This window comes from Polaromonas sp. (assembly GCF_029945925.1).
Taxonomy (GTDB): Bacteria; Pseudomonadota; Gammaproteobacteria; order Burkholderiales; family Burkholderiaceae_C; genus Polaromonas.
In genome coordinates this window covers 53,797-71,041 of record NZ_JAQSDN010000054.1, presented here as the reverse complement: position 1 = coordinate 71,041, position 17,245 = coordinate 53,797, and the positions used below count along the sequence as shown (strand labels likewise).

Genomic DNA, 17,245 nt, shown 5'->3' with positions numbered 1-17,245 from the left:
CCCCCTTCACCCATAAGCATCGTGAACACGTGATCAGCTTTGATCGCGCTGTCGATCCGGACTTTCTTCCCGCAGCACAACTGAGGTATTTCACGCGCACGCGATCGGATTCGTTTAGTACTTGGCCCTACGCCGCTCACTCACTGCCCGAGCCAACCCCTCCAACACCGGCACCGTCTGCGCCATGCTGATGCAGGCATCGGTGACCGACACGCCAGGCCGTAGCGGCGTGCCGGGCACGATGTCCTGCCGCCCTTCGTGCAGGTGGCTCTCGATCATGAGGCCGGTGATGCGCTGGTCGCCCGCCGCCAACTGCTGGGCCACTTCGGCCGCCACGGTGATCTGGCGCTGGTGCTGCTTGCTGCTGTTGGCATGCGACACGTCGATCATCACCTGCTCGCGCAGGCCGGCGCGTTTGAGCAACGCGCAGGCGGCGTCTACATCGGCTTTTGAATAGTTGGGTTGTTTGCCGCCGCGCAGAATCACGTGGCAGTCCTTGTTGCCGCGGGTTTCAAAAATCGCGGCCTGGCCCATCTTGGTCATGCCCATGAAGGCGTGTTGCGCCTGCGCCGCCTGGATGGCGTCGGTGGCAACCTTGATGCCGCCGTCGGTGCCGTTCTTGAAGCCGACCGGGCAGCTCAGGCCCGAGGCCAGTTGGCGGTGGCTGGGGCTTTCGGTGGTGCGCGCGCCAATGGCGCCCCAGCTCACCAGGTCACTGATGAACTGCGGGCTCAGCAGGTCCAGAAACTCGGTGCCCACCGGCAGGCCCAGGGCCAGCACGTCGAGCAGCAGGCGCCGCGCCATTTCCAGCCCTTCGTTGATGGCGAAGCTGCCGTCCATGTGCGGGTCGTTGATGTAGCCTTTCCAGCCCACGGTGGTGCGCGGTTTCTCGAAGTAAACACGCATCACCACCAGCAGCTCGCCGGCCAGGGCATCGGCCTGCACCTTGAGCTGGCGGGCATAGTCCATGGCCTGGTCATGGTCGTGAATGGAACAGGGCCCCACCACGACGATCAGGCGGTCGTCGGCGCCATGCAGCACGCGCGAGATGGCCGCGCGGCTGCGCTCCACCAGGCTCAGGCTGGCTTCGGGCACCGGCAGCCACTCCTGCAGCAAGGCGGGGGTGATCAGCGGGCGCACCGCGCCTATGCGGGTGTCGTCAATGCGGGTGGTGTCGTGGGTGGACAGCGGCGTGGCGGGGTGGGTGTGGGTGCTCATGCCGCAGATTATGAGCGTTTTATGGCTCCAGCCCTTGGTGGGCGGGCGCAAGCAGCTACTTTTTTAATAGCGATTTGGTGCCGCGCGCTGGTTTTCCTGGAGGATATTCAGAATTTTTACGCCGTAAATCGAACGTATGTCGTATGATTTACGGCAATGATTCCGAGACATATCGAAGCCATCCTGCGCACCCGCCTGGCCACCGTTGTGCCAGCCGTGGTGTTGCTTGGCCCCCGTCAGGTCGGCAAAACAACCTTGGCCCGCAAACTCGCCTCCGACTGGCCGGGCGGAGCGGTCTATCTGGACATGGAGCGCCCGGCCGACCGGCGGCGGCTGGATGACGCTGATGCCTACTTGCGTGCGCAAAGCGGCAAACTGGTCGTCATTGACGAAATTCAGCGCGCACCGGGCTTGTTTGAGGTGCTGCGCGGCATCATTGATGACCGGCGTGCTGGCGGGGAACGATTTGGCCACTTCCTGCTGCTGGGCTCGGCCGCGCTCGAACTGATGCGGCAGTCATCAGAAACACTGGCGGGGCGGGCGGCTTATCTTGAAATTGGGCCTGTGGACATTCTTGAGGCGAACGCTGCCAGTCTGGACGCCCAAACGCTCTGGTTGCGCGGTGGCTTTCCCGAGAGCCTGCTCGCACCCGGCGATGGTCCCAGCCTGGACTGGCGACGGGACTTCATCCGCTCTTACCTGGAGCGGGACGTGCCCATGTTTGCCCCCCGCATGCCGGTGCAGGCGCTTGGGCGCCTGTGGACCATGCTGGCCCACCAGCAGGGCGGCCTGCTCAATCAGGCCCGGCTGGCGGCCGGACTGGGCGTATCAGCGCCCACTGTCACGCGTTACACCGATCTGATGGTGGATCTGCAACTGGTACGACGCCTGGCACCATGGAGTGGCAATGTCGGCAAACGCCTCGTGAAGGCACCCAAAGTTTATGTACGGGACAGCGGCATCGTTCATGCACTGCTGGACCTGGAAACCAGCAACGATCTATTGGGCCATCCGGTCGTGGGACCAAGCTACGAAGGCTTCGTGATCGAAAACCTGATCCAGTGCGCCGGGCCGCGCTGGAAACCCTATTTCTACCGCACACATGATGGTGCTGAAATCGACTTGTTGCTGGAGCGCGGTGGTCAACCCGAAATAGCCATCGAGATCAAGCGATCCTCGGCACCCTCATTGGACAAGGGCTTTGGCATGGCCTGTGACGATCTCAAGTTGCGCCAGCGTTATGTCGTGTACCCCGGGGAAGAAAGCTACCCGGTTCGACACGGTGCGCAAGCCATGAGCCTGACGGCCTTGGCCCGACAGATGCAAGCAGCATGAAGCTGCGCTGATTAGGGGCCTCGACCAGGGCTTCCTGGCACATTTCATAAGCAATTCAGGCTGCAGCCCTTGTACAACAAGCGCAGTCAGCTATTGAATTTATAGCGTCACGGGCTATTTATCACGTCACTTACGCCTGTTCGAAATTCGCGTATTTCGCCATCAACGCAGGAACGGCAGGTTTCGCGCAGCGCTGCAGGGTCATCAGCAAGGCGTGGTCGGGCTTGCCCACGCGGTGCCGGGTGCGCAGGTCATGCTGGATCTGCCCCAGCAGCGATGCCGCCATTTCTGCATCGGCCAGCGCCCGGTGGGCACGGCCGGCGCGCGGCAGGTGGTGGTAGTCCACCAGCACGCCGAGCTTGTGGCTGGGTGCCTGGGGGTACAGCCGGCGCGCGACCAGCATGGTGCAGGCAAAGGGCTGTGCCGCCGCCGCGCCGGCCCGCGCCAGCTCAGCCTGCCAGAACTTGCGGTCAAACGCTGCGTTGTGCGCCACCATGGGCGCGTTGCCCACAAAGCGGCTGGCATCAAGCATGACGCTGGCTGCCTCGGGCGCGGTGGCCACCATGGCGTTGCTGATGCCGGTAAGGCTGGTGATAAAGGCGGGAATGTGCACACCCGCATTCATCAGGCTCTGGAAGCGGTCCACCACGCAGCCATTTTCAAGCAGCACGATGGCCACCTCGGTGGCGCGGTCGCCCATGGCGGGCGACAGGCCGGTGGTTTCAAAGTCGATGACGGCGATGCGGGTCATGCCAGGTCACCGGGCAGCATGGCCCAGAGCGGGACCGCCTCGATGCCGTCGGCCAGCTTGTAGCGATGCAGCCCCGGGTAAACCACATACAAGCTATCGAGCTTCAGGTCGTTCATGGCAGGGATCTCAACGCAGCTGATACCTCAGCAACTCCTGGCTCAATGCGTCCTCAAGCTGAGGGAGATCCTGCGCGACGGTGTTGAACAGGGTTTCATGTTCAACCTGCTCATAGCCGTGCGCCAGTATGTTGCGCAAGCCGATCACCTGCCGCCATGGCACATTGAGCATCTGCCCACACTGCGCCACGTCTATGCGGCTGGCAGCTTCACCGAGATTGATAAACAGTTTTTCCGTCGCCAGACAAAGCACCCGGTTCGCCAGAAACCTTTCGAGCGTCTGATCTGCAAGCAATCCGCGGATCTCCTGCACAAACTGGAGCATATCGGCCAGATGTGCCGGCGTGCGATCAATCGTCATTCAAAAACGGGTCGCAATTGCGGCTCAATGGCCATGCGCCTGTAGGCATTGCGGAGAATGGAAGGAAAAGCCAGGTCAATTTTTCGCCCGTCGAACGCAGCAGACAGCTCGTCCTGCATGTCAACCAGCGCAAAGCCGCTGGGGGCCTCTCCCGGAATAAACTCCACCAGCAAATCCACATCGCTTTCAGGTCGCTCCTGCCCCATGGCTGCTGACCCAAACATGCTCATCTTGCGCACGTGATAACGCCTGCAGATCTCGGCGATCTGTGAGCGCTGGGCCGGTGCAATGTTCATGCTGCAAATTATGCGCTGAACACCTCAGACGTCAATATTCGCGGCGCGCAGCGCATTGGCCTCGATGAACTCGCGGCGCGGCTCGACGTCGTCGCCCATCAGCATGGTGAACACGTGATCGGCTTCGATCGCGTCGTCGATCTGCACACGCAGCAGGCGGCGCACGGTCGGGTCCATGGTGGTTTCCCACAGCTGGGCCGGGTTCATCTCGCCCAGGCCCTTGTAGCGCTGGCGTGCAGTGGCGCCTTCGGCCTGCGTGATCAGCCAGGCCATGGCTTCGCGGAAGGTCTCGACTTTTTCTTCCTTCTGGCGCTCGCCCTCGCCGCGCGTCACCTTGGCGCCCTGACTCATCAGGCCCTTGAAGGTCACGGCGGCTTCCACCAGTGCCAGGTAGTCGGCGCCGTGCACAAAATCCTGCGTCAGCACGCTGCTCTTGACGTTGCCGTGGTGGCGGCGGCTGATGCGCAGAATCGGTTTGTCGTTGCGGCTGTCAAACTCGCCGGCCACTTCGGCGGTCGGCAGCTGGGCCTGCAGCGCAGCGGCGGACCGCTCGGCGTCTTCCACCGTGTCCAGGTTCAGGGCCACGCCATCGGCAATGGCTTTCAGCGCTTCGGCGTCCATGTAGCCGCGCAGGCGGGCAATGACAGACTCGGCGAGCTGGTGCTTGCGCGCCAGTTCGGCCAGCGTGTCGCCGGTCAGCAGCGTGCCCTGGCCATTGGCGGGGTCGGCACCGGTCAGCACCGCGGCGTCTTTCAGCGCGATCTTCAGCAGGAAGCTGTCGAGGGCCGGGCCGTCTTTCAGGTACTGCTCTTCCTTGCCCGACTTGACCTTGTACAGCGGCGGCTGCGCGATGTAGATGTGGCCGCGCTCGACGAGCTCGGGCATTTGGCGGTAAAAGAAGGTCAGCAGCAGCGTGCGGATGTGCGCGCCGTCCACGTCGGCGTCGGTCATGATGATGATGCGGTGGTAACGCAGCTTGGCGACGTTGAAGTCGTCGTTGCCGGTGGTGCCGCCTGCCTTGCCGATGCCGGTGCCCAGCGCGGTGATCAGCGTCAGGATCTCGTTGCTGGTCAGCAGCTTTTCATAACGCGCTTTTTCCACGTTCAGGATCTTGCCGCGCAGCGGCAGGATCGCCTGGAACTTGCGGTCACGGCCCTGCTTGGCGGAGCCGCCGGCGGAGTCACCCTCGACGATGTAGATTTCGCACAGCGCCGGGTCTTTTTCCTGGCAGTCGGCCAGCTTGCCGGGCAGACCCATGCCGTCGAGCACACCCTTGCGGCGTGTCATGTCGCGGGCCTTGCGCGCGGCTTCACGGGCACGCGCCGCTTCGATGATTTTGCCGACGATGATCTTGGCATCGTTCGGGCGCTCCTGCAGGTAGTCGTGCAGCAGCTTGCTGACGATGTCTTCCACCGGGCCACGCACTTCGCTGCTGACCAGCTTGTCCTTGGTCTGGCTGGAGAACTTGGGCTCGGGCACCTTGACGCTCAGCACGCAGGTCAGGCCTTCGCGCATGTCGTCGCCGGTGACTTCGACCTTGGCCTTCTTGGCAATCTCACTGTCGTCGATGTATTTGTTGATCACCCGTGTCATCGCCGCGCGCAGGCCGGTCAGGTGCGTGCCACCGTCACGCTGCGGGATGTTGTTGGTGAAACACAGCACCTGCTCGTTGTAGCCGCTGTTCCACTGCATGGCGACTTCCACACCGATGTTGGTGTTCTGGTCGCTCTGGCGGTCGCCCATGGCGTGAAACACATTGGGGTGCAGGACGGTCTTGCCCTTGTTGATGAAATTCACGAAACCCGTCACGCCGCCAGCGCCGGCAAAGTCGTCTTCCTTGCCGCTGCGCTCGTCTTTCAGGCGGATCTTCACGCCGTTATTCAGAAAGCTCAGCTCGCGCAGGCGCTTGCTCAGGATCTCGTAGTGGAAGTCGTTGTTCTGCTGGAAGATGTCGGTATCGGGCAGGAAATGCACCTCGGTGCCGCGCTTGTCGGTGTCACCGAGCACCTGCATCGGTGACACGTCCACACCACCCACCTGCTCGACGATGCGGTTCTGCACAAAGCCCTTGGAGAACTCCATCACATGGACCTTGCCTTCGCGGCGAATCGTCAGGCGCAGCATTTTGGACAGCGCATTCACGCAGCTCACACCCACGCCGTGCAGGCCGCCCGAGACCTTGTAGCTGTTCTGGTTGAACTTGCCACCGGCATGCAGCTCGGTCAGCGCGATTTCGGCTGCCGAACGCTTGGGCTCGTGTTTGTCGTCCATCTTGATGCCGGTCGGGATGCCCCGGCCGTTGTCCACCACGCTGATGGAGTTGTCCAGGTGGATGGTGACCATGATGTCGTCGCAATGGCCGGCCAGCGATTCGTCGATGGAGTTGTCAACCACCTCGAACACCAGGTGGTGCAAACCGGTACCGTCGGACGTGTCGCCGATGTACATGCCAGGGCGCTTGCGCACGGCCTCCAGGCCTTCCAGGATCTGAATCGAACCCTCGCCATAGCCTTCGGACGCGCCGGCCTGGTTGGAGTCGATCTTGGGCTGGAAATTGGAGCTTCCCTCACCGCCTTCACCGGAATGAACGCCCTCCATCTCACGGCCCGCATGGTCAGGAGTGGCTTCGTTGGGTTTGTTTTCTTCGGTCATAACTCAGTTTTACCTACGGTGAACTACGTTTTCTCAATCTCTTGAATGACCAAACCCGCTTTGGCTAGCGGGTTCGGTGGGACGGCGGTTTGATCTTTTCTGCTGGTGCAGCTCAAATCCGCATCGGCATCACAACGTACTTGAACGCCGCGTTGTCGGGAATGGTCAGCAGCGCGGAGCTATTCGAATCAGCCAGCTCGATCTTCACCATGTCCTGGTCCATGTTGGCCAGCGCGTCGATCAGGTAGGTCACGTTGAAGCCGATCTCGATGGCGTCACCGCCGTAGTCGATGTCGAGCTCGTCAACCGCTTCTTCCTGTTCGGCGTTGTTCGACGCCACACGCAGGGTGCCGGGCTCGATGTTCAGCCGCACACCCTTGAACTTCTCGCTGGTCAAAATGGCGGTACGCTGCAGCGAGGCCAGCAGCGGCACGCGGCCCAGGGTGATGATGTTTTTGTGGTTCTTCGGGATCACGCGGTTGTAGTCGGGGAACTTGCCCTCGACCAGCTTGGTGACGAACTCCATGCCTTCGAACGAGAACTTGGCCTGGTTGCCGGCGAACTGCATCTCGATCGCGCCTTCCTTGTCGCTGAGCAGGCGCTGCATCTCGAGCACCGTTTTGCGCGGCAGGATCACTTCCTGGCGCGGCACTTCGACGTCGAGCGTGGCCGACGAAAACGCCAGGCGGTGGCCGTCGGTGGCCACCAGGCTGAGCTGCTTGCCTTCAGCGACGAACAGGATGCCGTTGAGGTAGTAACGGATGTCATGCACAGCCATGGCAAACGAGACCTGGTTCAGCAGCTCCTTGAGGACTTTTTGCGGCACCGAGAAGCTGGGACCAAAGTTGGCGGCTTCCTGCACCAGCGGAAAGTCTTCGGCCGGCAGGGTCTGCAGCGTGAAGCGGCTCTTGCCACCCTTGAGGATCAGCTTATTCTGCGCCGACTCCAGCGACACCGTCTGGTCGCTGGGCATGGAACGCAGGATGTCGATGAGCTTGCGTGCACCGACCGTGGTCGTGAAGTTGCCCGTGTCACCGTCCAGCTCGGCTGTCGTGCGGATCTGGATTTCCAGGTCGCTGGTCGTCAACTGCAGCTGCGCGCCGGTTTTGCGGATCAACACGTTGGCCAGAATCGGCAGCGTGTGCCGACGCTCAACAATTCCCGCGACCGATTGCAGAACCGACAAAACTTTATCCTGGGTGGCTTTGAGAACGATCACTGTCTTAACCTCTTATTTCTTTAATTCAAATTAGTAGTAGTAGATAAGGGAAGCACGTTTCTGTGGACAGCCCTATTTTCTTCTTTTTGATCAACTACTTGGCGCTTGTTTAACCTTGTGGTCAGACCACTCTCTACCCTGCCGCTTGATATGAACAACTTCCGGAAATCCACTTCCCCTGTGGATAAGTCATCAGTTGTTCAAAAGTTGTCCCCATGGTTGTCAGGCAAGCCTGAAACCGGGGGAAAGTGGCCCAAAAAGTATTCAATTCAGCCTTTCAGGGTCTGTTCCAGCACGTGCAGCTGCTGGTTGAGTTCGGTCATCTGCTGTCGCTCGGCAGCCATCTTGCGCACGGCGTGCAGCACGGTGGTGTGGTCGCGGCCGCCAAACAGCTCGCCAATCTCGGGGAGGCTCTTCTGGGTCAGTTCCTTGGCCAGGTACATGGCAATCTGGCGCGGCCGGGCAATGCTGGCGGGCCGCTTCTTCGAATACATGTCGGCGACTTTAATCTTGTAATAGTCGGCCACGGTCTTCTGGATGTTCTCGACCGATATCTGGCGATTCTGGATGGACAACAGGTCGCGCAGGGCTTCCCGGGCCAGCTGGATGGAAATTTCCTTGAGGTTGAAGCGCGAGTAGGCGAGGATCTTGCGCAGCGCGCCTTCAAGCTCGCGCACGTTGGAGCGCACGTTTTTGGCGACAAAAAACGCAACCTCTTCGGGCATGACCGTGCCTTCAGCCTCGGCCTTGCGGATCAGGATGGCCACGCGCATTTCCAGCTCGGGCGGCTCGATGGCGACCGTCAACCCCGAGTCAAAACGCGAGATCAGGCGCTCATGGATGTCCGTCAGCCCCTTGGGATAGGTGTCGCTGGTCATCACGATGTGCGACTTCTTGGTCAGCAGCGCCTCAAAGGCGTTGAAGAACTCTTCCTGGGTGCGGTCCTTGTTGGCGAGGAACTGCACGTCGTCGATCAGCAGCAGATCGAGCGAGTGGTAACGCTCCTTGAACTCGTCAAAAGTCTTGCGCTGGTAGGCTTTAACCACATCCGAGACAAATTGCTCGGCGTGGATGTAGAGAACTTTGGCGGCGGGGTTGTCGACCATCAGCTTGTTGCCGATGGCGTGCATCAGGTGGGTCTTGCCCAGACCGACGCCGCCATAGATGAACAGCGGGTTGTAAAGCTGGCCCAGACTGCTGGCCACATGCATGGCAGCGGCACGGCCCATGCGGTTGGCCGTGCCTTCGATCAGGGTGTCGAAGGTCAGGGCGGTGTTGAGCCGGCTCTTGAACGGCGCACCGGCGGCGTCTTCGGCGACGCCCAGGCCAGCCGGCTCGGTGACGCCGTTACCCTCAAAGCTGCGCGTCAAAGGTGCAGACCTGGTGCCGGGTTCGCGCTGAGCGAGCGCTAACTCAAGGTGGATGCTGTGACCGGAAACCTTCTCCAGCAGGGCAGAAATACGGCCGGCGTATTGCGCGCGTATCCAGTCCAGCTTGAAGCGGTTGGCAACCTGGATGGTGACTTTGGACAGGTCGCCGGCGACCTCGGCTACCAGCGGGCGGATCCAGGTGTTGAACTGCTGCTCGGGCAATTCCTGCGCGAGGTGGTCTACGCAACTTTGCCACAAGTCCTGGCTCGAACTGTGAACGGCTCCCTCACGCATGGCGTCCGGGGGCTGGGTAGTCGCATTGGCCAGCATGCTTTTGCTTGTGGATATTATTAATTTTTGGCACCCGTCATTGTAGTCGTGTGGCCTAGTTATCCACAAAAAAAGGACTTCGGGTTTTAACCTAGGAGCCTGTCGGGCTTGGAACGTCGAAAGCGATTTCCAGCCGACGCTTCCAAAGTCCGACAGTCTCCTGGACCGCGACGGCCCGGCGCTGCGTGGCCCTGACGCCGGCATTGTCAGGGGGATCTCAGCTTTTACCGGCAATGCGGCCCCTAACTTGTTGCCAGCGTTGGGAAATCTGCGATAATCGTGGGTTTCCCTGATTCATAGCGGGTCGGCTTGCCGTGGAGGTGCTTGTTTTCAAGCACCGTTTACGCCTTGCGGGCCATGCTGACTTGCAGAGTTGGTTGTGTTGTACAGCCGCCAGGATCGAATCGCATAATTTTCAGATTTTGCACAAGGGAGCTTTTTGTAGCTTGTAGGACCCATCATGAAACGCACATACCAACCTTCCAAAGTCAAGCGCGCCCGTACGCACGGTTTCCTGTCACGCATGAAAACACGTGGCGGCCGCGCAGTGATTGCGGCTCGTCGCGCCAAAGGCCGCAAGCGCCTGGCTGTCTAAGCGCCGGGTCCAGCAGGCCTATTGCTTCGCGGACGCTTGGCGCTAGTGCAGCGGCTTAAAACCCGACCCCAGTTCCAGGCAGTCCTTGCTGGCGCCATTGTTGCAAAAACAACGCATTTCGCATTGCACCGCAATGCGCTCGATGCCATGAACGCGCAAACCGTGCCCAGCAAGACCCATGACACGCCGGACCTGTTTCCCGTTCAGGATGTCTGGGTCGGGGCGATGGTGCCTAAACGCTGGGCCAAACGAGCCGTCACGCGCAACGCCATCAAAAGACAGATCTACACCGTGAGCGCTGATTTTTCGCCTCGCCTGTCCCGTTCCGGGTGGGTGATCCGTTTGCGTCGTGACTTTTCGCGCAAGGAATTTGTCAGCGCCAGCTCGGAGGCGCTCAAGCAGGCCGTCCGCAGCGAAGTGCAGGCCTTGATGCAGGCCGGGGCGCAGGCCGCATGAGCGCGCTGTCCACACTTCGCCGCGCGGCGGTGACGGTCAGCCGCCTGCCGCAGAAAACACTGGTGGCCCTGGTCAAGGGTTACCGCCTCCTGCTCAGCCCCTGGCTGGGATCGTCGTGCCGCTTCGAGCCGACCTGTTCAGCGTATTCGCTGCAGGCGTTGCAGCAGCATGGCGCCGCCCGGGGCAGCTACCTGACGCTTTACCGTGTGGCGCGTTGCCACCCCTGGTGCAGCGGTGGTTACGATCCGGTGCCGCCGCCTTCCGGCCGTCCTTCCCTTTTCACCCGTCTGGTCACGCCCGTGACCTCGATCCCCTCTAAAAAGAAGCCGTCATGAACGACATTCGCCGTACCATTTTGTGGGTGATTTTTGGTTTTTCCATGGTCCTGCTGTGGGACCAGTGGCAGCTCTTCAATGGCAACAAGGCCACCTTCTTCCCGTCGCCCGCCCCCGCCGTGAGCACCACGGCACCGGCGAGCAAGCCGGCCAGTGCCGCCAGCGTGCCGACCGGCCCGGTCGGCGGCAGTGCCGTGCCGGCCCCGGTGGCCGGCGCTGCGGCTGTTTCGGCGCCTGGTGCGCTGCCTGCCACCACACCGTCGGCCACCAAGGAACGTCTGGTCGTCAATACCGATGTGCTGAGCCTGACTTTCGACACCGAAGGCGGGACGCTGGTCCACTCCTCCTTCCTCAAGCACAAGGACATGGTTGACCAGTCCTCAGGCTTTGTGCTGCTCGATGAGAGTGCGGCGCGTGTGTATGTGGCGCAGTCCGGCCTGATTGCCGGCGCCGAGGGCGGCAGTTTCCCGACCCACAAGACATTGATGACCGTCGTCCCCGGCGAGCGCACGCTCAAGGACGGCCAGGACACCCTGGAAATCAAGTTCGAGTCGGCCGAGGTCGGTGGCATCAAGCTGGTCAAGACCTACACGCTCAAGCGCGGTGTTTATGACATGACCGTGCGTCATGACGTGGTCAACACCGGTAGCAGCGCGGCGTCGCCGCAGCTTTACCTGCAACTGGTGCGCGACGGCAACAAGCCGCCCGGCGAGTCTTCGTTTTATTCCACCTTCACCGGTCCGGCGCTTTACACCGAGGCCCAGAAATACCAGAAGGTCGAGTTCAGCGACATCGAGAAAAACAAGGTCGATGTCGAGAAACAGGCGAGCAATGGCTACGTGGCCATGGTGCAGCATTATTTTGCGTCGGCCTGGATGCTGGCCGACGGCGTCCAGCGCGACATCTTCCTGCGCAAGGTCGATACCAACCTGTATGCGGTGGGCATGATCACGCCGCTGGGGGCTGTGGCACCCGGCACAACCAAAACAGTGGAGGCCCGGTTTTTTGTGGGCCCCCAGATTGAAAAGCAGCTTGAAGCCATTGCACCCGGCCTGGAGCTGGTCAAGGACTATGGCTGGCTGACGATCCTGGCCAAACCGCTGTACTGGCTGCTCGACAAGCTGCATGGCTTCCTGCAGAACTGGGGCTGGTCCATCGTGGCGCTGGTGGTGCTGCTCAAGGCCGCGTTCTACTGGCTCAACGCCAAGGCCTACGCCAGCATGGCCAAGATGAAGGCGGTCAACCCGAAGATCATGGAAATGCGCGAGCGGCTGAAGGACAAGCCGCAGGAAATGCAGCAGGCCATGATGAAGATGTACCGCGACGAAAAGGTCAACCCCATGGGTGGCTGTTTCCCCATCCTGATCCAGATTCCGGTGTTCATTGCCCTGTACTGGGTGTTGCTCAGTTCGGTCGAGATGCGCAATGCGCCCTGGATTTTGTGGATCAAGGATCTGTCCTCGCCGGATCCCTACTTCATCCTGCCCATCGTGATGACCCTGACCACCATGCTGCAGACGGCCCTGAACCCGACGCCACCGGATCCTATGCAGGCCAAGCTGATGTGGTTCATGCCGCTGATTTTCAGCGTGATGTTCTTCTTCTTCCCGGCCGGTCTGGTGCTCTACTGGATCACCAACAACGTGCTGTCGATCGCGCAGCAGTGGGTGATCAACACCCGCATGGGTGTGCCGCCGCAGTTCAATTTGCCGAAATTCAAGTAAGCTGAAAAAAAGGGCCGCTTCGCGGCCCTTTAACATGGTGCCCTCATGCTGGCCCGTCACCACGACCCCATCGCTGCCATCACCACTGCGCCCGGCCGCGGTGCGGTGGGCATCGTCCGCATTTCAGGCAAGGCCATGGCGCCGTTGGTTGAGGCCTTGTGCGGTCGCAGGTTGACCCCCCGGCAGGCCACCTACCTGCCTTTTTTTGACGCAGCCGGTCAGCCGATCGATCAGGGCCTGGCGATTTTCTTCCCGGCGCCGCATTCCTACACCGGCGAAGACGTGCTCGAGTTGCAGGCCCATGGCGGACCGGTGGTGCTGCAGCTGCTGCTGGCGCGTTGCCTGGAGGCGTCGGCAGAAAACGATGCGGCCACGGGCCGCCCGCGGCTCGCCGGCCTGCGTCTGGCCCAGCCCGGCGAATTCACCGAACGCGCGTTCCTGAACGACAAGATCGACCTGGCGCAGGCCGAGGCGATTGCCGACCTGATCGACGCCAGTACCGAAACGGCCGCGCGATCGGCGGCACGTTCGCTGTCCGGGGAGTTTTCGAAAGAGGTTCATGCGCTGCTCGACCAGCTGGTGCACCTGCGCATGCTGGTGGAGGCCACGCTCGATTTCCCCGAGGAAGACATTGATTTCCTGCAAAAGGCCGATGCCCAGGGCCAGCTGAGCCGCCTGCAGCAGACGCTGGCCACGGTGCTGCAGCGCACGCAGCAGGGGGCCATCCTGCGTGAGGGCATCAAGGTCGTCATTGCCGGCCAGCCCAACGCCGGCAAAAGCTCGCTGCTCAACGCGCTGGCGGGCGCCGAGCTGGCCATCGTGACGCCGGTGGCGGGCACGACGCGCGACAAGGTCAGCGAACTGATCCAGATCGACGGGGTCCCCCTGCATGTGGTGGACACCGCGGGCCTGCGCGACAGCCTGCTGCCCGAGGTCGATGAGGTCGAGAAAATCGGGATTGAGCGCGCCTGGACGGAAATCCAGAGTGCGGATGCCGTGCTGTTCCTGCATGACCTGACGCGCCAGCGCACGCCCGAGGACCTCCGCATTGCCATGAACTACCTCGCGGCCGACGCAGAAATCGCGGACGCCATCACCGACAGGTTGCCTGCCAGCACACCGGTGATCGATGTCTGGAACAAGTCCGACATGGCCGGTGCCGACGTGCTGGCCGCGGTTTCTTCAGGCGTGCTCATCTCCGCCAAAACCGGTGCCGGCCTGCAGCAGCTGCGTCAGCAGTTGCTGCAGGTGGTGGGCTGGCAGGCCGCGCCCGAAGGGGTGTTCATGGCCCGTGAGCGCCATGTGCGGGCGCTGCGCCAGGTCGAGGCACAACTCGCGCGGGCCGCCGCCCAGTTGCACGCACCGGTGCCCGCGCTGGACCTGCTGGCGGAAGACCTGCGCCAGGCCCAGAATGCCCTGGGCGACATCACCGGCCAGTTCACGACCGATGACCTGCTCGGCGAGATCTTTTCGAAATTCTGCATCGGCAAATAGCACGCTAACGATGGGCGGCCCGGCCTGGGCCGACGGCGGCATCGGAACAGATTACATGTGGCGCGTCGGTGTATCAGGTGTAAATGGGCGTTAACGTCCCTTGCCGCAAGGTCCCCGCGAAGGGTATCTTCCACCCATCATGAACGCGCCCCTTCCCACTGCGGTCCGCTTTGACATCCAGGGACTGATCAATGCCATGGCGCACAGCCATGCCAGCGACGCCCTGCGCTGTCAGCTTACTGCGCAGCAGTGGGACGTGCTGGCCGGCTACATGCAGCCTTTCGCGCTGCAGCAGGGGCAGTCGCTGATCGAGCAGGGTTCGGCGGACCAGACCCTGTATTTCATCGAGAGCGGGACGCTGAGCGTTCACTACCAGGACGAGAAGGGCCGCATACGGCTGGCCATGGTGGCTGCGGGTTCCATGGTGGGCGAAGGCGCTTTTTTCTCGCGCCTGCCGCGCAACGCCACCGTGCAGGCCTCCAACGCCTGCCAGCTCTGGTGTCTCACCGCGATTCGTTTCAAGGAACTGTCCAACCGGCACAGCCCGATCGCGCTCGAACTGTGCCTGGCCATGGGCGGGGTGATGGCCAGGCGCCTGTACAACCGTCCCAAACGTGTGGCGGTCACCTGAGGGCGGTTGACCGTGACCAGCGTGGTGGCGTCATCACCACACAGACGGGCGCAAACAAGGCGCCGGCTGTGCATTCAGGCGGCGATAACGTGATTTATTGCAGGGAAGGGATGGGCGCCAGGACTTACCGGCGGTACCTGCCGCCCGCCCGGCGCGGGCTGCCTTGACAGGAGGACTCAGTAAACTAGACCGATGAAAGTTGCAGGCCTCCTGCAACACCACCCCGATCGCTGCATGCGCAGCCGTCATTTTCCAGGCGCCAGGCGATGTCATTTTTCAGTTGGTTTTCCGGTACCTCCAGCAAGGACCAGCATGTCTCCGGCAAGGCGCGGCCCGACAGCGACAGTTCGGGGCTGACGCGCGACGAGCGGACCCGGCCGGTGGCCGGCGCGCGGGCCAGGGCTTCGGCGCCAACGCCCCTGAAAACCGGCGAACACGCCGGCGAGCAGAAATCCCAGCGGCATGCCAAGAGGGAGCTGCTGTATGTTGCCGTGCGCGAGGCCATGATCCGTGCCGGCGTCCTGTCGGCCAGCTACAAATTCAAGGTGCTGTCCCTGGACCCGCGCGGTGAGCAGTTCATGGTCATGATGGACCTGGCACAGGAGTTCGGCGGTCAGGCCGATCGGCTGGCGGAAATCGAGGTGATGATCGCCCAGAGCGCCAAGTCGCGCTACAACATCCGGGTGACGGCCGTGTACTGGCGCATGAACGAGCTGGTGTCGGTGGGCCGCCCCCGGCCCAGCAGCCACGGCGCCCAGCCCCACAACGCGCCCGCCGTAGCGGCGACGGCAGGCGCGGCGGCCGCCCTGCCCGAGCCGGCTGTCGCTGTCGTTACCGCCGTCGAGACGGCTGTTGCTGTCGTTGCTGCTGTTGCCGCCGCCGAGCCGGCTGTTGCGGCGCCGGTCGCCTCCCGCTTTGAACCCATTCAGGACGACGAAGTGGCCGCTTTCAAGCAGGCCCTGGCCGCCGCGTCCGCCAGCGGCGGCACGGCGCAGGTGGTGCAAAAAGGCGTGTCGACCCGCAGTGGCCCACACTCCTACACGCTGCTCACCGGCTTTGAAGACACCGAGATGCCGGAAATGCCCGTTTCGGCGCCGGCGCTGAGTGCAACGCAGTACGGCGACCTGGTGTGAGCCGCGGGCGCCGCTGCCCGCGTTTTCTGAAATATTGAATCAATTCACCCTCCGGCCCTTGATGGACGGGCGCCGACAGCTATTGAATTGATAGTGGTGGGTCGGGCTCAGTGGCCGCCGAAATCCACCAGTGTGAACAGCCGCAGACCGGCGTCACGCAGTTTGGCGGAGCCGCCCAGCTCCGGCAGATCCACAATCGCCGCGCCTTCCATGACGCGGGCGCCCAGCTTTTCCAGCAGCTTTTTCCCGGCCATCATGGTGCCGCCGGTGGCGATGAGGTCGTCGATCAGCAGCACCCTGTCGCCGGTCTTGACGGCATCGGTGTGCAACTCGACGGTGGCGCTGCCGTATTCCAGTTCATAGGTCTCCTGCACGGTGGTGAACGGCAACTTGCCTTTTTTGCGGATCGGCACAAAACCGATGTTGAGTTCGTACGCCACGACCGCGCCGAGGATGAAGCCACGCGCATCCAGCCCGGCCACCACGTCGGGGCGCAGCGCCGGATCCATGTAGCGGTGCACAAAGGCGTCAATCAGCACACGGAACACCTTCGGGTCCTGCAGCAGCGGCGTGATGTCGCGAAACTGGACCCCGGGTGTCGGCCAGTCGGGCACGGTGCGGATGTGGCTGCGGAGATAGGGGCCGAAATTGAACGCGTCGCGGGTGGAGGGCATGGAGTTAGCCAAAAGTGCTGCGGGCCACCATTTTGCCCCTCGCATCGACCAGCAGGCCTTCGCCCATCGCCATGCCTTCACCGGTCAGCGCCGTCATGTTGACCTGGTGGGTGACCCACACCTCGAAATGGCCCGCCGGGATGCGGCCGAGTGCAGCGCGCAATTGCGCCGTCTGGGTTTCCCTGCCGCCGGACCCGAAAAAGGAGTTGAGCGCCGGCCAGACCTGGTGGCTGCCGAACGCCAGGTCCGCGGTGTCCTTGCAGCGGCACCAGGCGCTGGACCGGACGGCGCGGGGTTGCAGGCCGCGGGATGTGAACCACTGGCCGATACGCCCGGCCTGCAGGCGCCCTTCTTCGCTGAGGTTGCGCTGCGTGCTGCACCGGTCAAGGCGAAATTCCGGCGGGTCGCCAATGCCGGGCACGGTCTGCGCATGGCGCAGCAACACCACACAGGCGCCGGCGCGCAGGCGGGTGGCGAGCGGGTCGGTTTGCGCGCCGGCCAGCAAGGGGGTGGCCAGCAGCGCGCCGGTGAACAGTCGTCGGTCCATGAGCCTGG

The 17,245-nt window shown here is 62.4% G+C and carries 17 protein-coding genes; 8 read left to right on the top strand and 9 right to left on the bottom strand.

All coding sequences use genetic code 11. From position 1 onward, the window contains the following. Positions 1-114 precede the first annotated feature (114 nt). On the bottom strand, positions 115-1,218 hold the full coding sequence (locus tag PSV40_RS18735) for a 3-deoxy-7-phosphoheptulonate synthase (protein ID WP_300540644.1): 1,104 nt from the start codon (positions 1,216-1,218) through the stop codon (positions 115-117). A 156-nt stretch (positions 1,219-1,374) separates the two neighbouring features. Between PSV40_RS18735 and PSV40_RS18730 the strand changes: the two genes are divergently transcribed. Beyond that, positions 1,375-2,553 (top strand): ATP-binding protein, encoded by a 1,179-nt coding sequence (locus PSV40_RS18730; RefSeq protein WP_300540641.1) that lies wholly within the window; start codon positions 1,375-1,377, stop codon positions 2,551-2,553. A 130-nt stretch (positions 2,554-2,683) separates the two neighbouring features. Here PSV40_RS18730 and PSV40_RS18725 read toward each other — a convergent pair whose 3' ends face one another. The 6 genes from PSV40_RS18725 to dnaA all read right to left on the bottom strand — a co-directional run bounded on the left by PSV40_RS18725 (position 2,684) and on the right by dnaA (position 9,612). Then, complete coding sequence (locus tag PSV40_RS18725) at positions 2,684-3,304, bottom strand: 3'-5' exonuclease (RefSeq protein ID WP_300540637.1); 621 nt, start codon at positions 3,302-3,304, stop codon at positions 2,684-2,686. Between the two features lie 126 nt (positions 3,305-3,430). Then, positions 3,431-3,781, bottom strand: coding sequence for a DUF86 domain-containing protein (locus PSV40_RS18720; RefSeq protein WP_300540634.1), 351 nt, complete (start codon positions 3,779-3,781; stop codon positions 3,431-3,433). After that, positions 3,778-4,077, bottom strand: a complete 300-nt coding sequence (locus PSV40_RS18715; RefSeq protein WP_096670881.1) for a nucleotidyltransferase domain-containing protein — start codon at positions 4,075-4,077, stop codon at positions 3,778-3,780. Before PSV40_RS18715 ends, PSV40_RS18720 begins: the two co-directional genes overlap by 4 nt. Before the next feature lie 24 nt (positions 4,078-4,101). Further along, positions 4,102-6,675, bottom strand: coding sequence for a DNA topoisomerase (ATP-hydrolyzing) subunit B (gene gyrB / locus PSV40_RS18710; protein ID WP_300540899.1), 2,574 nt, complete (start codon positions 6,673-6,675; stop codon positions 4,102-4,104). Between the two features lie 166 nt (positions 6,676-6,841). Then, a complete protein-coding gene (gene dnaN / locus PSV40_RS18705; protein ID WP_096699065.1) occupies positions 6,842-7,948 on the bottom strand; it encodes a DNA polymerase III subunit beta in 1,107 nt (368 codons plus the stop codon). 269 nt (positions 7,949-8,217) lie between these two features. Continuing rightward, positions 8,218-9,612, bottom strand: coding sequence for a chromosomal replication initiator protein DnaA (dnaA, locus tag PSV40_RS18700; protein ID WP_293595830.1), 1,395 nt, complete (start codon positions 9,610-9,612; stop codon positions 8,218-8,220). Between the two features lie 496 nt (positions 9,613-10,108). On the opposite strand from dnaA, the gene rpmH reads away from it, so the two are divergent. The 7 genes from rpmH to PSV40_RS18665 all read left to right on the top strand — a co-directional run bounded on the left by rpmH (position 10,109) and on the right by PSV40_RS18665 (position 16,016). Beyond that, positions 10,109-10,243, top strand: coding sequence for a 50S ribosomal protein L34 (gene rpmH / locus PSV40_RS18695; protein ID WP_077595646.1), 135 nt, complete (start codon positions 10,109-10,111; stop codon positions 10,241-10,243). Positions 10,244-10,288: 45 nt separating this feature from the next. Further along, positions 10,289-10,699 (top strand): ribonuclease P protein component, encoded by a 411-nt coding sequence (locus PSV40_RS18690; RefSeq protein WP_300540623.1) that lies wholly within the window; start codon positions 10,289-10,291, stop codon positions 10,697-10,699. Positions 10,700-10,743: 44 nt separating this feature from the next. After that, positions 10,744-11,034: a membrane protein insertion efficiency factor YidD gene (gene yidD, locus PSV40_RS18685; RefSeq protein ID WP_300540897.1), complete on the top strand. Its 291-nt coding sequence runs from the start codon at positions 10,744-10,746 to the stop codon at positions 11,032-11,034. Further along, the gene (gene yidC, locus PSV40_RS18680; RefSeq protein WP_300540620.1) at positions 11,031-12,758 is read left to right on the top strand and encodes a membrane protein insertase YidC; all 1,728 of its coding nucleotides are present in this window, start codon (positions 11,031-11,033) and stop codon (positions 12,756-12,758) included. The genes yidD and yidC overlap by 4 nt, the downstream gene beginning before the upstream one ends. 45 nt (positions 12,759-12,803) lie before the next feature. Next, entirely contained in the window at positions 12,804-14,252 is a 1,449-nt protein-coding gene (gene mnmE, locus PSV40_RS18675; RefSeq protein WP_300540617.1) for a tRNA uridine-5-carboxymethylaminomethyl(34) synthesis GTPase MnmE, read from the top strand. A 139-nt stretch (positions 14,253-14,391) separates the two neighbouring features. After that, the gene (locus tag PSV40_RS18670) at positions 14,392-14,883 is read left to right on the top strand and encodes a cyclic nucleotide-binding domain-containing protein (protein ID WP_300540614.1); all 492 of its coding nucleotides are present in this window, start codon (positions 14,392-14,394) and stop codon (positions 14,881-14,883) included. A 266-nt stretch (positions 14,884-15,149) separates the two neighbouring features. Next, on the top strand, positions 15,150-16,016 hold the full coding sequence (locus PSV40_RS18665; RefSeq protein ID WP_300540611.1) for a hypothetical protein: 867 nt from the start codon (positions 15,150-15,152) through the stop codon (positions 16,014-16,016). Positions 16,017-16,123: 107 nt separating this feature from the next. Here the strand turns inward: PSV40_RS18665 and PSV40_RS18660 are convergent, their stop codons facing one another. Both PSV40_RS18660 and PSV40_RS18655 read right to left on the bottom strand, forming a co-directional pair. After that, the gene (locus PSV40_RS18660) at positions 16,124-16,690 is read right to left on the bottom strand and encodes an adenine phosphoribosyltransferase (RefSeq protein ID WP_300540608.1); all 567 of its coding nucleotides are present in this window, start codon (positions 16,688-16,690) and stop codon (positions 16,124-16,126) included. A gap of 4 nt (positions 16,691-16,694) precedes the next feature. Then, positions 16,695-17,237 carry a histidine phosphatase family protein gene (locus PSV40_RS18655; RefSeq protein ID WP_300540605.1) on the bottom strand — a complete coding sequence of 181 codons (543 nt, stop codon included), beginning with the start codon at positions 17,235-17,237 and terminating at the stop codon, positions 16,695-16,697. Between the last annotated feature and the right edge of the window lie 8 nt (positions 17,238-17,245).